Annotated in this window: 11 protein-coding genes and 1 pseudogene; 9 read left to right on the forward strand and 3 right to left on the reverse strand. The window is 62.3% G+C overall.

Going from position 1 to position 14,155, the window contains the following annotated elements:
- Positions 1-223: 223 nt before the first annotated feature.
- The 9 genes from QD280_RS05140 (at position 224) to QD280_RS05180 (ending at position 9,131) form a co-directional block, all read left to right on the forward strand.
- Positions 224-1,525, forward strand: coding sequence for an NCS2 family permease (locus QD280_RS05140; protein ID WP_192837612.1), 1,302 nt, complete (start codon positions 224-226; stop codon positions 1,523-1,525).
- A complete protein-coding gene (locus QD280_RS05145) occupies positions 1,525-2,070 on the forward strand; it encodes an adenine phosphoribosyltransferase (RefSeq protein ID WP_043335609.1) in 546 nt (181 codons plus the stop codon). Before QD280_RS05140 ends, QD280_RS05145 begins: the two co-directional genes overlap by 1 nt.
- Positions 2,071-2,241: 171 nt before the next feature.
- A complete protein-coding gene (gene gpt / locus QD280_RS05150; protein ID WP_043335607.1) occupies positions 2,242-2,739 on the forward strand; it encodes a xanthine phosphoribosyltransferase in 498 nt (165 codons plus the stop codon).
- Between the two features lies 1 nt (position 2,740).
- A complete protein-coding gene (gene ung / locus QD280_RS05155; RefSeq protein WP_279838512.1) occupies positions 2,741-3,460 on the forward strand; it encodes a uracil-DNA glycosylase in 720 nt (239 codons plus the stop codon).
- 15 nt (positions 3,461-3,475) lie between these two features.
- Positions 3,476-4,678: a glycosyltransferase family 4 protein gene (locus QD280_RS05160; RefSeq protein ID WP_279838513.1), complete on the forward strand. Its 1,203-nt coding sequence runs from the start codon at positions 3,476-3,478 to the stop codon at positions 4,676-4,678.
- Between the two features lie 193 nt (positions 4,679-4,871).
- Complete coding sequence (locus QD280_RS05165; protein ID WP_279838514.1) at positions 4,872-5,483, forward strand: sulfotransferase family 2 domain-containing protein; 612 nt, start codon at positions 4,872-4,874, stop codon at positions 5,481-5,483.
- 196 nt (positions 5,484-5,679) lie between these two features.
- Positions 5,680-6,309 carry a uracil phosphoribosyltransferase gene (upp, locus tag QD280_RS05170; protein WP_043335602.1) on the forward strand — a complete coding sequence of 210 codons (630 nt, stop codon included), beginning with the start codon at positions 5,680-5,682 and terminating at the stop codon, positions 6,307-6,309.
- 121 nt (positions 6,310-6,430) lie between these two features.
- Positions 6,431-7,717, forward strand: coding sequence for a uracil-xanthine permease family protein (locus QD280_RS05175; protein WP_279838515.1), 1,287 nt, complete (start codon positions 6,431-6,433; stop codon positions 7,715-7,717).
- 190 nt (positions 7,718-7,907) lie between these two features.
- Complete coding sequence (locus QD280_RS05180; RefSeq protein WP_279838516.1) at positions 7,908-9,131, forward strand: glycosyltransferase; 1,224 nt, start codon at positions 7,908-7,910, stop codon at positions 9,129-9,131.
- 553 nt (positions 9,132-9,684) lie between these two features.
- On the opposite strand, the pseudogene QD280_RS17860 reads toward QD280_RS05180, so the two are convergent.
- The 3 genes and pseudogenes from QD280_RS17860 to QD280_RS05195 all read right to left on the reverse strand — a co-directional run.
- Positions 9,685-9,894, reverse strand: a pseudogene (locus QD280_RS17860) (helix-turn-helix domain-containing protein); the annotation flags it as partial.
- Between the two features lie 183 nt (positions 9,895-10,077).
- The gene (locus QD280_RS05190; RefSeq protein ID WP_279838518.1) at positions 10,078-12,348 is read right to left on the reverse strand and encodes a cache domain-containing protein; all 2,271 of its coding nucleotides are present in this window, start codon (positions 12,346-12,348) and stop codon (positions 10,078-10,080) included.
- Positions 12,345-13,934, reverse strand: a complete 1,590-nt coding sequence (locus tag QD280_RS05195) for a sigma-54 dependent transcriptional regulator (protein ID WP_279838519.1) — start codon at positions 13,932-13,934, stop codon at positions 12,345-12,347. The genes QD280_RS05190 and QD280_RS05195 overlap by 4 nt, the downstream gene beginning before the upstream one ends.
- Between the last annotated feature and the right edge of the window lie 221 nt (positions 13,935-14,155).

Consider the following 14,155-nt stretch of genomic DNA (forward strand, 5'->3'; position numbering starts at 1 on the left):
ATGCTCGATTCGCTGCAGACCTTTGGGTACCATGTTGCGCCTTTCGATGCCCTGCCGCTGGCGGGGCATCGTGGTTCAGGCAGGCTGAACAGGGGAAAAGCTTCATCCGACGCCCTGTGCGGCATACCTGTCCGAGCGAGTTCGTCTTGATCTGCTGATTCTGACAATCACCGACCACTGCGCCTTGCCGGACAGGCACTGCTCAAGGATAGGGGCTACCTCAATGCTGGAACGTCTTTTCAAGCTCTCCGAGCACGGTACCAATGTGCGTACCGAAGTCATCGCAGGATTTACCTCCTTCCTCGCGATGGCCTATATCATCTTCGTGGCTCCCTCGATGCTGGCCTCCACCGGCATGGATCACGGTGCCGTGTTCGTCGCGACCTGTCTGGCGGCCGCCATCGGCTGTCTGGTCATGGGCCTTTACGCCAACTACCCGATCGCGCTGGCGCCGGGCATGGGGCTGACGGCCTTCTTCACCTATACGGTCGCCGGCCAGATGGGCGTGCCCTGGCAGGTCGCGCTGGGCGCGGTCTTCCTGTCCGGGGTGAGCTTCTTCCTGCTGTCCGCCTTCAAGATTCGCGAGTGGATCATCAATGCCATTCCCGCCTCGCTGAAGACCGGCATCGCCGCGGGCATCGGCCTGTTCATGGCGATCATCGCCCTGCAGGGCAGCGGCATCGTCGTCGACGCTCCCGGCACGCTGGTCACGCTGGGCGATCTGTCCTCGCCGGCGGCCATGTATGCATTGCTCTCGTTCTTTTTGATCGTCGCGCTGTCCTACCGCAAGGTGATCGGTGCGGTGATGATCGGCATACTGCTCGTCACGCTGCTGGCGACCCTGACCGGCAACAACGATTTCCATGGCTTTGCCTCGATGCCGCCGAGCATGCTGCCGACGCTGGCGGAACTTGATATCGCCGGCGCCTTCAATCTGGGCATGGTGTCGATCATCTTCGCCTTCCTGTTCGTCGATCTGTTCGACACCTCGGGCACGCTGATCGCCGTCTCCCAGCAGGCTGGCCTGACCAATGAGCGTGGCCACCTGCCGCGCTTGGGACGGGCCTTGATGGCAGACTCCAGTGCCACCATGGTCGGCTCTGTCATGGGCACCTCGAACGTGACCAGCTACATCGAATCCGCCACTGGCGTGGCCGCCGGCGGACGTACCGGCCTGACGGCCGTCGTCGTTGCCGGCCTGTTCCTCGTCAGTCTGTTCCTGTCGCCGCTGGCAACCTCGATTCCGGCCTTCGCCACTGCCGGTGCGCTGCTGTATGTCGCCTGCCTGATGACGGGCGGCCTGGCACGCATCGACTGGAACGACATTACTGAAGCGGCACCGGTGGTGATCGCCACCCTGGTGATGCCGCTGACCTACTCGATTGCCAACGGGATCGCGCTGGGCTTCATCAGCTACGCCGTGATCAAGCTGTTCTCCGGCCGTTATCGTGATCTGAGCCCGGGGCTGGTGATTCTCGCCATCCTGTTCGCCTGCAAATACCTGTTCCTCGACGGAGCCCTCTAATGAGCATCTACAGCGACTACATCAAGTCTGTCATCCGTACCGTGCCGGACTGGCCCCAGGAAGGCGTCAATTTCCGTGACATCACGCCGGTGCTGCAGAACTCCGCCGCGTTCCGCAAGCTGATCGACTCCTTCGTGCACCGCTATCAGGAGATGGAAATCGACGCCATCGCCGCCATCGATGCGCGTGGCTTCATCATCGGTGCTCCGCTGGCCTACGAGCTGGGCTGCAGCTTCGTGCCGGTGCGCAAGAAGGGCAAGCTGCCGTTCAAGACCATCAGCGAGACCTACTCGCTGGAATATGGTGAGTCCACCGTCGAGCTGCACTCCGATGCCTTCCGTGAAGGCGATCGCATCCTGGTGATGGATGATCTGATCGCTACCGGCGGCACCATGCTGGCGGCCTGCAAGCTGATCGAGCGCACCGGTGGTGTGGTCGTCGAGACGGCAGCCATCATCGATCTGCCGGAAATCGGCGGCTCCGCGCGCATTCGTGAAGAAGGCCACAGTGTCTTCGCGGCGTGCAGCTTCACCGAATCCGAGTAATGCCGGCTTGATGCGATGGCCCTGTCTTCTGGCAGGGCCATCGTCGTTGCTGCGGGCAGCGAATCCGAGGCCCTTGTCCGCGCTCCGGCGTGGCTGAGTGGATCTTCCCCTTGTGCGGTGGCGCGCCAGCCACCATGCTTTCCTTCTGTTTCGTCATTGCGAGTGACCCACATGTCTTCCGAACGCTACCACGACCACTTCATCGTCTCCTGGGACCAGCTGCACCGTGATGTGCGCGCGCTGTGTCACGACCTCAGTGGTCGCGACTTCAAGGGCATCATCGCCATCACTCGCGGTGGCCTGATTCCGGCCGGCCTGATCGCCCGCGAGCTGGGTATCCGCCACATCGATACCGTGTGCATCAAGAGCTATCACGACCACATGGAGCAGGGTGGTCTGGAAGTGGTCAAGGGCGTCGACCACGACGGTGACGGCTGGCTGCTGGTCGATGACCTGGTCGACACCGGCAATACCGCACGTGCGGTGCGTGACATGCTGCCCAAGGCGCACTTCGTGACTGTCTATGCCAAGCCGGAAGGTCGTCCGCTGGTCGATGGCTTCATCACCGAAGTGCCGCAGAACTGCTGGATCCAGTTCCCGTGGGACATGGGCATCGCCTACGTCGAGCCGATCGCCGAGCAGCTCAAGAAGCAAGAGAGCGATAGCTGACATGCCGTTGGAGACTGCCGCGACTGGCCGCTCCGAGGTGTTGCCTGCCGATTGGCAGGCGCATCTTGGCCAAGAGTTTCAGGCTGACTACATGCAGCGCCTGCGCGACTTTCTGCGCGCCGAGAAAGATGCCGGCAAGGTCATCTATCCGCACTCCGATGACTGGTTCCGTGCCTTCTGGCTGACGCCGCTCTCCAACGTCAAGGTCGTGATCCTCGGGCAGGACCCGTATCATGGCCCGGGCCAGGCGCATGGACTGTGCTTCTCGGTACGCCCCGGTGTGCGCCCGCCGCCTTCGCTGAAGAACATCTACAAGGAACTGGCTACCGATGTCGGCGTCGAACCCGTCGATCACGGCTTCCTGGAAAGCTGGGCGAAGCAGGGCGTCTTGCTGCTCAACAGCGTGCTGACCGTCGAGCAGGGCAAGGCCGCCTCACATCAGAAGCAGGGGTGGGAGCAATTCACCGACCGCGCCATCGACGTGATCAATCAGCACTGTCAGGGTGTCGTCTTCCTGCTCTGGGGCAGTCATGCCCAGAAGAAGGCCCGCGCTGTGGACACCCAGAAGCACCTGGTGCTCCACGCGCCGCACCCATCCCCCCTCGCAGCGCACCGCGGTTTCTTCGGCTCTCGCCACTTCTCGCAAGCCAACGCTTGGCTGGAAGCACGTGGGGAAAAGCCGATCGACTGGCAGTTGCCGCTGCTTAATGACCGAGTGTGAAGACGAGAAAGCACATTGACACATCCGACATTGCAAGGGCCTCGTGCGGGGCATCTCATCAGCCTCAAGAATCTGGGCGGGGCTGAGCGGACCTTTACCAACTTCTTTCGTATGGCCGCACGCGAGCGAGACCATCATGTGCTGCTGCAGACGCCTGAAATTCATCCGATGCTGCAGCCTGAATATGCGGACTTTACAGGTCGGGTGCACGACATAAAGCGTTACTGCGGCATCAAGCTCCCTCGGCAGCTGCCCTGGCTCCGCGATACCTGCCAGGCGCGCATGCTCGATGACGAAGAGGTGCAGGCAATCGTGGTGTGGAACAAGCTGCGTAACCATCCGCTGCATTTCCCCGATCACATCAGCCTCATTCACTACGAACATGGCTCTGCCTGGTTCGTGGAGCCCACCTCTGATATCACGGACTATCTCTCGCGCCTCGATGGCATCATCTGCAACTCCTTTGCGGCCAGTCGCATGTTGCAGTTGTCACTTGGCATCAGTGAGTCCTTGCCATGTCGGGTGGTGCGCAATTCCATCGTACTGCCGCAGGTGACCTCCGCTCATCCGGACGAGCGGTTCAGGGTCGGGTTCGCAGGTCGTTTGACCGGGCTCAAGGCACCGGTGATCGCTATCGAGGCATTGCGAGAGCTCAAGGCGAGTGTCCCCCATGCGGAGCTTTGGATCGCTGGCGAGGGGATATTGGAAGATGCCTTGAAGTCACTGGTCGTGAAATGGGGGCTCGAGGAGAGTGTTCACTTCTGTGGTCTGTTGAGTGACATGAGCGACTTCTATTCCTCCCTCGATGCCTTCGTGTGCCCTTCCTGGCGTGAACCCTTCGGTAATGTGGTGCAGGAAGCGCTGGCGCATGGTGTGCCCGCCATCGTCGGTAATGTGGATGGATTGCCGGAGCAGATTTCCCCGGGAGTCAATGGTGAAATTCTGTCGCCAAGCAGGCCCCGCGAATCGCTGGCTGTCTATGGCGAGGATTTCATTACCGGTCCGGACAGAGTCTATAGCCCGGAGCAAGACGCCATCGTGGTCGCACAGGTGCTCGAACCGAGTGAAATCGCTCAGGTGCTGAAGCAATGGGCAGCAAGTCCGCAGCAGCGCAGAGAGATGGGCGCAGCTGCACGCGCGATCATTGCGCAAGATTTCTGCCAGCAGAAATACTGTCAGGGTATAGGCGACTTCATTGCTGAAGTGGTGGCTGGGTAACCATTGCTGGCGATATTGGCCTCAGGTCAGCCACCTTCATGGCCGGCCTGTCTTGCCTCGCCATTACCCTTTGACGAGCGTACTGAAGTTTCCTTGCACTTTATTCCGGTAAGCTGAAGCCACAATGGATTTTTCGTACATTGGGGGCTGTCATCAGTGACAGGTGACGAACCACAAGAACAGGGTTGATATCATGTGGCGAAGCAATGACTTTCCTTATCGCAAACACTTTACACGTAACAAGTGCATCTTCATTCATATTCCCAAGGCTGCCGGAACATCGGTCCTCGCCGCCTTGGGGAAGGCGAAGGAAAAAGGGCGAGATCATGTCTCCTGGCAGGTTTACAAGAAAGCCAGTTCCAGAAAATTCGCCCGTTATTACAAATTCACCTTTGTCAGAAATCCCTACGATCGTGCTCTGTCAGCGTATCGCTATATATTAAGTGGTGGCAATCAAGGCAAGCAGGATCTCGCCATCGCCAAGGAGATGGCAGAGTATTCAGATTTTGATGATTTTGTTGCACGTGGTTTGTGGCAAGGCGCTTTTCGTAGTCACCTCCTGTTTCTCTCGCAGTCCTCTTTTGTCATGGATGGAAACGAGACCTTGATGGTGGATTTTTTGGGGCATTTCGAAACCCTGGACAAGGATTTCCAGCAGGTTGCCAACAAGCTGGGTATCAGCAGTGAGATTGCACATCGCAACAAGGGAAGTGTCGAGGCGGGGGCCGGCATGACAGCGGCGACCCGCGAGAAGCTGGCCATTCTCTATGCACAGGATTTCGTCAACTTCGGTTACACGCCTTGAATGAGTGGCAGGCGGGGGGTCGCCAGTCCATTTGCGGCGCTTCCTCCGCTGTAACCTGAAGGCGAGAGCCTTAACTTGTAAGCCTGCTTCCGCTAGAATGCGCTCAATTTACCAGCCTCCCCGCTGCTATCGTCCGAGCCGGCGGGGGTAGTGCTGCGTATCGTTTGCACCATCTTCTGTCCCAAGAGGTATTTCCATGAGCGTCCATGCCATCAATCATCCACTGGTCCAGCACAAGCTCGGCCTGATGCGTGCAGCAGGCATCAGCACCAAGAGCTTCCGTGAGCTGGCCAGTGAGGTCGCCAAGCTGTTGACCTATGAGGCAACCCAGGACCTGGAGCTGGAAACTACCACCATTGATGCCTGGAGCGGCAACGAGCTGGACGTCCAGACCATCAAGGGCAAGAAAGTGACCATCGTCCCGATCCTGCGCGCCGGCCTGGGCATGCTGGATGGCGTGACGGACCTGATTCCCCCGGCACGCATCAGCGTCGTGGGCCTGTACCGTGATGAAGAGACGCTGGAGCCGGTACCGTATTTCGAGAAGTTCGTGTCAGATCTCGACGAGCGTCTGGCCATCGTGATCGACCCGATGCTAGCGACCGGCGGTTCCATGATCGCTACGCTGGACATGCTCAAGGCCAAGGGCTGCCAGCAGATCAAGGTCATCGTGCTGGTCGCGGCGCCTGAGGGGATCGCCAAGGTGCAGGAATCCTACCCGGACATCGAGATCTACACCGCCTCCGTCGATGACCGCCTCGACGAGAACGGTTACATCGTGCCGGGTCTCGGCGATGCCGGTGACAAGATCTTCGGCACGCGCTGAGCGCCCGCCAGAGATGACAACGCCCTGCGCATCTGCGCGGGGCGTTTTTGTATCTGTCTGACCTGTCTGAGCAGTCAGGATCAGGCGGTTGACTCCTCCGCCCGTGAAAAGAAGTGCTGCCATGTCGTCTTCATCACCGTCCTCTGATACCTCCTCTCCCCATGCGTCGTCTGCCCATGTGCCCTTGCCGGAACAGGAAGGCTTCTCGCTGACGACGCTCATCACCGGCGCGCAGATGCTGTTCGTCGCCTTTGGTGCGCTGGTGCTGGTCCCGCTGCTGACCGGGCTTGATCCCAATGTCGCCCTGTTCACGGCCGGTGTCGGCACCCTGGTCTTCCAGTGCGTGACCAAGGCCAGCGTGCCGGTCTTCCTCGCCTCATCGTTTGCCTTCATTGCGCCCATCCAGAGCTCGGTCGCGAACTTCGGCATTCCTGCCACCATGGGCGGTTTGTTCGTCGCGGGCCTGGTCTATGTATTGCTGGCGCAATGCATTCGCCTCAAGGGTGTCGGCATCGTGCATCGCCTGCTGCCGGCCGTCGTGGTCGGTCCGGTGATCATGGTCATCGGTCTGGCGCTGGCACCGACGGCAGTGCAGATGGCCACCGGCGAATTCAGCGACAACATCTCGCATGCCCAGGCGCTGACATTGTCATTGGCCAGTCTTGGCGTGACGCTGGTGCTATCGATCTTCGGGCGTGGCATGTTGCGCCTGGTGCCGATCCTCGGCGGTATCCTGACGGGGTATGGGCTGGGGCTGGTGATGGGGGTGATCGACCTCTCGCCGGTGCATGCCGCTGAGTGGCTGGCGCTGCCAAGCTTCACTGCGCCGACCTTCGAATTTTCCGCCATTCTGTTCATGATTCCTGTCGCCATCGCGCCTGCCGTCGAGCACATCGGCGACATGGTGGCGATCGGCTCGGTGACACGGCGTGACTACCTGAAGAAGCCGGGGCTGCATCGCACGCTGCTCGGTGACGGCCTGGCGACGTCGGCGGCGTCACTGTTCGGTGGTCCGCCCAATACCACCTATTCCGAAGTGACCGGCGCGGTGATGCTGACCCGCAATTTCAATCCGCGCGTAATGACGGTCGCGGCCTGTGTCGCGATCTCGCTGGCCTTCATCGGCAAGGTCGGCGCTGTGCTGCAGACGATTCCCACGCCGGTGATGGGCGGCATCATGTGCCTGCTGTTCGGCTCGATCGCGGTGGTCGGCATGAACACGCTGGTGCGCGCGGGGGATTCACTGACCGCACCGCGCAATCTGGTGATCGCCTCCTTGATCCTGGTGTTCGGGATCGGCGGCATGCAGGTCGGTGGTGGTCAGTTCACGCTGCAGGGCGTGAGCCTGGCCGCCATTCTGGGCATCGTGCTCAACCTGATCCTGCCGCCGGCGAAAGAGGGAGAATGATTACCATTTGATGAGTGGTCGCAGGGAACATTCCCGCGAATGACGGTTCAGATAAATGCAACTCCCGTGTGCTGAGCGACTGGCACATGTGAGTTGCATTTTTCGTTTTCCCACCAGACGCCAGTTATCGTTTTCGCATGTCTTGCACGTGACACAAGGCGGTACTGGCGGACCTTCGAAGGAGTGATGCTTGCGTACCCTGGTCGTAGTGAGAAGCCTGAAAATGGGCGGCATGGAGCGAGTGGCGGTCAATCTTGCCGACAGTCTGGCCGCGAATGACCACGAGACACATATGGTCATCTGGCGCGGTCGTGATCAGGTGCTGGAGCCGCAGGATGCCAGCGTCCAACAGCACATCGTGCCGATTCAGCAGCGCGTCCAGCGTTCCGTCGGCGGCGCCCTGACGACACTGGCGTCACGTCTGGTGCTCAATCCCGTGATCCGTCGCTCCAATTTCGTGTGGGTCGGCAAGGCCGGTGGCGAGGAATTCGCCTCCTGGCTCGAGGAATTCGAGCAGAAACACGGCAAGGTTGACCGCATCATCTTCCGTGGCCTGGGAACCTTCGAGCAGGTGTGGGGATTCAAGGATTCCCGTGCACGTTACGTGCTGGAAAATCGCGTCAACTTTAGCGGCCCGCAGTGGAAGCAGCGCATGTTTGCCCGCTGCCTGCTGGAGGACAAGCATCTGGTGGCGGTGTCCGAGGATGTGGCGCAGGGGGCTCGTGACATTGCTCACCAGCACGGGGTGACACCGGCGCATATCGAGACGATCGTCAATGCCTGTCCGATCACCCGGATCCGCGAGCAGGCCGCCATGGATGAGCCGGATATCCCCGCTGAGCCCTTCATTCTCAATGTGGCGCGTCTGGTGCCGCAGAAAGATCACGCCCTGTTGCTCGAGGCCTATGCCCTGGCCAATCCGAAGGAGCCGCTGGTGATCGTGGGGGCGGGCAATTGCCGGGAAGCCCTGGAAGCCCAGGCTGAGAGGCTTGGCATCGCCGAGCGGGTGATCTTCGCTGGTCAGCGTGACAACCCCTATGCCTGGATGCGTGCCGCCAAGCTATTTGTGCTCAGCTCGCGTGTCGAGGGCATGGGTATCGTGCTGATGGAGGCGCTGGCCTGCGGCACACCGGTGGTCTCGGTGGATTGCCGTGGTGGAATACGCGAGATCCTCAAGGGCGAGCTGGAACACGCCATCGCGCCGCATTCCGCCGAAGGCCTTGCGCGACGCATGAACGAGTTGTTGGCAGAGGAGGGCTATCCGGTGCGCGAGGAATGGTTGGCAGATTTCTGCCCGCACACCATGGTGGAGCGTTTCCTGGCCGAGCCGGCCACCAATGACCCCTGTGATGAGGCGCGCGAGCAGTCGCCTGATGCTGCGGGCCAGCCTCACTCCCGTGCTGCAAGAGGCTAGCGACGCGCTTCACGCCCACTCGGCCGAGCTGGCTTGGGACTTACTGGTCAAGGGCGTGCTGGCCAGGGCCGAGCTGGCAGGGCCGAGCAGCTCTCGAGCGAATGCCTGCCTAGCGACTCTGTGCGATGCATAGCCACTGGCAGTCTGGGGCCTCGGCAGCGTCGGAGGCCTCGTGGTGGGTAACTTCACGGTTGGCGACTTCAGAGGGCACGAGGTCATGGTTGGCGGCTTGTGACGCCTCAGGCTTGCGCCAGTGCAGTTGATAGCGCTCCCCTGCATGCAGTCGCGCAGCATCACCACATTCGAGAAGTGCCTCCTGGCAGGCCGCCGTCGCGGGGAACTCGATGCACAGTGCGCCGTGCGTCACCAGCACCAGGCTGTCATGCGCGGCCTGCAGATAGGCGCTGCACTCCGGTGCGAGGCTGCCCAGCTCGATCTGGGGCTGTGGCGATGTCTGCCGGGATTGATCAATGCGTCGCAGCGTGAGCCCCGGTCCACAGCCCGCGATCGGCTCATGCTCGCTGTCACGCAGGATGCGTGGTGGTTCGACGGGTATCTCATCGCTGAAGAAGTCGCTCAGCGAGATCGGAAATACCTCGAGAATCTTGTTCAGCGAGCTGACGGAAGGGCTGACCGCGTTCTGCTCGACCTGCGAGATGGTCGAATTGGTCACCTGGGCGCGCTTGGCCAGTTCGCGCTGAGAGAGGCCATGACGCGTGCGCAGTTCGCGCAGCCGCTTGCCCAGCGTGCGAGACGCTGCCATCTCCCCATCGTCAGTGGGCTGATCTGCCTTGCCGGCAGTGAGAGGTTCGGGGGCAGTAGGGGAGCTATCGTGCGACATCAGTGGTGCCTGATTGAGTGAGCATGCGCGCAGGCTAGCACGCGGGTGGGAGTGCGTGGCAGTGCGCCTCGCCACGGCCAGGTGAGTTCATTTGTTGTGTGTGGCTCAAGGCGAGCGACTGCTGCCACCGGCGCTGAGCGTCTCGAGCAGATGGCGCCCTTGATCATCCTCATGATGCCGGCGTGCGATGCACGGCAGCCACAGGCAGAAGGTGGCGCCGCCACCGGGCGTATCTTCCAGCCATAGCCTGCCCCCCAGCTGGGTGATCAAGCCCGATGAGACCGACAGCCCGATGCCCGAGCCATTGGCGCGGGTGGTGAAGAAGGGCGTGAAGATGCGCGACTTCAGGTGCTCGGGCACGCCAGCGCCGTGATCGATGACGCGTATCTCGACTCCCGCCACGGGGGCGAGCTCCGCTGTTGGCACTGAGGCTGACGCTGGCGCTGAGACTGACGTATCCGGACGGCTGTTTGGCTCGCCATTCATTACGGCCAGCGCTGCATCACGATCACGGCTGGTGATGCACAGCGTATCCGGCGCAGGCGCCATCTCGATGGCGTTGATCAGCAGATTGACCAGCACCTGGGTCAGTTGCGCGCGATCGGCCTCGATCAAGCGGGTCGCCGCCAGCTCATGCTGCAATTGATGGCCGTGATGGTCCAGCGCGTGCCTGACCAGCACCTCGACACTGTGGATCGCCTCGTCGGGATGAATCTGGCTGAGGTGAGGCGCGCCGAGTGACGGCGTCAGTGAGTTGCCGTCGCCAATGTCGTTGGAGACGAGCGGGTCGCGTGCGTACTGACGCAGGTTGTCGACCAGCGCGCGAATGCGTTCGACCTGATGAATGATGGTGGCGATTTCCTCGCGCACCGGCTCGGCCTGTTCACCGAGTATCACCTCGATCAACTCGACATGACCCAGAATCACCGCGGCGGGGTTGTTGATCTCGTGGCCGATACCCGCCGTCAGCTCGCCCAGTGCCGCCAGTTTCTCGCGGGTCAGCAGGCGCGCACGCGCTTCGCGCAGCAGGCGAACGTGCTCCTCCAGCGCCTGACTGCGTTCGCGCAGCGTGGCGGTCTGGGCGCTCAGATCGCGGGTGCGATCCTCCACCTGAGCTTCCAGCGTCTGGGCCGCGAGCTGTATCTCATGGCGGTGCGCTTCCAGTCGCGCCAGCATGGCGTCGAATTCCTCGGCCAGTTCATCCAGCTCATCACCGTGCCGCTGCGCCGGCCCAAGAGAGGACAGCGGGCCTATGCGCAAGCCCTCCTGTGAGGGGGTGTCACGCACCGCATGCACCACACGGCGAATCTGTCGGATCGGCTGCATCAGACGCTCGATGCTGCTCCACACCAACAGTACCCCCAACAGGCTGACCGCGATCAGCACCAGGCTGATATGCGTCAGCGTCTCGCGATAGAGTCGCGCGTAGGGCGCCTGCGGATAGCCTGCGTAGATCATGCCGATCCGCTGGCCATCCAGGGAATCCAGCGGGGCATAGGCGGCCACGAACCAGTCACGAACCACGAAGGCACGATTGATATAGCGCTCGCCATTGCCGATCACCTGACGCTTCACCTCCAGCGAGGCGCGCGTGCCCAGCGCGCGCTCGCCGCTGGCGTCGGTGACATTGGTGGCGATGCGAACATCATCGAGAAACAGGGTGATGGTGCCGGTGCCATCTTCCGGCAGAGTGCCGGGGCCATAGAGCAGATCTCGGATCTCATCGACCAGACGCGGATCACGGTTGAGCAGGCGGCCCGCATCCAGCGCGCCCAGCAGCTTGCCCTCGCCATCGAGGATGGGCACCAGCGCCCGCAGCAGCATGCCGCGGTTTTCCTCGCGACGGGCACTGGGTTGTGCGTAGGGCGTCTGGCGCAGCGCAAGGCGCGCGCGCTCGGCAAGGGCAGGGTCCAGCGTCGCCAGCGAGTCGCTGGACAGCATGTCGAGGCCATCCAGGCTTTCGCCGCGCGCCAGTTGCGGAATCAGCGCGGCGACGCCGGGCGTCTGTCGCAACTGCTCGGTGGGCAGCCAGCGCAGCCAGTCGGCATTGAGGGTGTCCCGCATGGTATCCAGGCGCGGCACCAGCCGTGGTAACAGCTGCGCGGTCTGCTCATCGGGTGCCACCAGTTGACGCAGGTTACGACGCATCGCCTCCAGGCCATCACGCAGGCGCTGATGCTGGCTCTGCAGCGTGCGGCTGGCGACATCAAGATCGCTGCGCACGTTCATGTACAGCTGGCGGTCGGTATAGGCCGTGGTCCAGTAGGCGGTCAGGCCGACCAGCGCCAGCATCAGCGCCAGCAGCGGCGCCAGTGTCAGCAGCAGCAGCCTGCGCCGCAGCGAACCGGCGAAGTAATGGCGCAGGCGCTTGATCATGCGCTGCCGTCGGCTCCGTAGGGAGCGGCGGACGTGGCGGCAGGGGCGGGTTGATCGCTCTCAGCGCCGCTCTCAGTACTAATCTCAGTACCACTCTCAGTGCCATTCTCAGCGCCGCTGTCCTCGCTGACTTGCTGCTCGGCGCGCCAGGTGGTCAGTTTGCGATCCAGCGTCTTGCGCGAGATGCCCAGCTGGCGGGCGGCGGCGGACTTGTTGTTGGCATGTCGCTCCAGTACCGCGCACAGATGGGCCTTTTCCACCGCATCCAATGACCACTCGAGTGGATAGCCGCTGCTGGTGGCCTCTTCCTCGATGGAGGTGGTCGCGTCTCCGCTGTCATCCCATGCCGGGTGGCTTGATGCCTGTTCGGCCTGACTGTCGACCGGCAGGGTATCGCCGGGCAGGCGGCCGAGCAGCAAGGCGCGCTCGATGACGTTCTTGAGTTCCCGCACATTGCCGGGCCAGGAATAGTGGCACAGGCGAGTGAGATCAGAATGCTGCCAGGGCACGGCGGGGAGGTTGAGCTCACGCGACAGTTGGCGCGAGAAATGCTGGGCCAGCGCCGGGATGTCCTCCGGGCGCTCGCGCAGGGCCGGCAGTGTCAGGCTCAGCACGTTGAGGCGATAGTAGAGGTCTTCGCGGAAGCGGCCCGCGGCCACCTCCGTCTCCAGTGTGCGGTGAGTGGCGGCCACGATACGCACGTCCACCGCCTGTTCCTGCTCGCCGCCGACGGGGCGCACGCGGCGCGTCTCCAGCACTCGCAACAGCTTGGCCTGCATTGCCAATGGCATCTCGCCGATTTCATCCAGGAACAGCGTGCCGCCATCGGCGAAGCTGAACAGGCCATCACGGCCACGGTGCGCGCCGGTGAAGGCCCCCTTGAGGTGGCCGAACAGCTCGCTCTCCAACAGCTCCGGGCTGATGGCACCGCAGTTGACCGGCACGAAGGCGCCGCGCCGACCGGACAGGCGATGCAGATCACGCGCCGCCAGCTCCTTGCCGGTGCCGGACTCCCCCAGAATCAGCACCGGCGAGGGCGCGGGAGCAACGCGCGCGATGATATGCGCCAGCTCCTGCATGGCAGGGCTCTCGCCCTTGAGGCTGGCCTCTTCCTGCTGATGGCGGGCATTGTCGCGCCGGAGCAGGAAGTTTTCCCGCGTCAGCTGGCGGCGCTCAAGGCAGCGGTCCAGCGCGGCCTGCAACTGTTCGAGACGAAACGGCTTGATGATGAAATCACAGGCTCCGGCCCGCAGTGCGCGCACAGCGGTCTCGAGATCGGCGTAGGCGGTCATGAAGATGACATCGCTGACCGAAGAGGGCGCAAGCGCCTCATCCCAATCCAGGCCATCACGTCCCGGCAGGCGAATGTCGAGCAGGATGAGGTCGAAGTGCAGGCGCGAGCGCAGGGCTTCGGCCTGCTCGACACTGTCGGCACATTCGATCAGCGCGAAGCGCGAGGACAGTGCCTTCTCCAGATAGCGGCGCATGCCGGGCTCGTCATCGACGATCAGTACCGAGGCGGTGGGGAGGGGGTCGCTGCCGCTACGCCGGGTCTCACGGGGTGTGGAGGGGGCGTGGGCAGTCATGGCGTTCCTCGAGTCAACAGGGCAGTAATGGTCGCAGGGGAGATCATCTCTATCATGCGGGCATTGTGGCGTGCTGCTCACTGGTAATCTAGCGCTGGATGCCACATTGCGGCCTCTTTCTGCTTGTGCTGGCCACAGGCAGGGCCTTGCAGCCTTGTCAGCACGCGGCGCTGGCGGGCAGGGTTGGCAGGCTGTCCCGTTGCGCTACGCAAGGCCCGGCG

It is taken from the genome of Cobetia sp. 1AS1 (assembly GCF_029846435.1).
Lineage (GTDB): Bacteria > Pseudomonadota > Gammaproteobacteria > Pseudomonadales > Halomonadaceae > Cobetia > Cobetia amphilecti.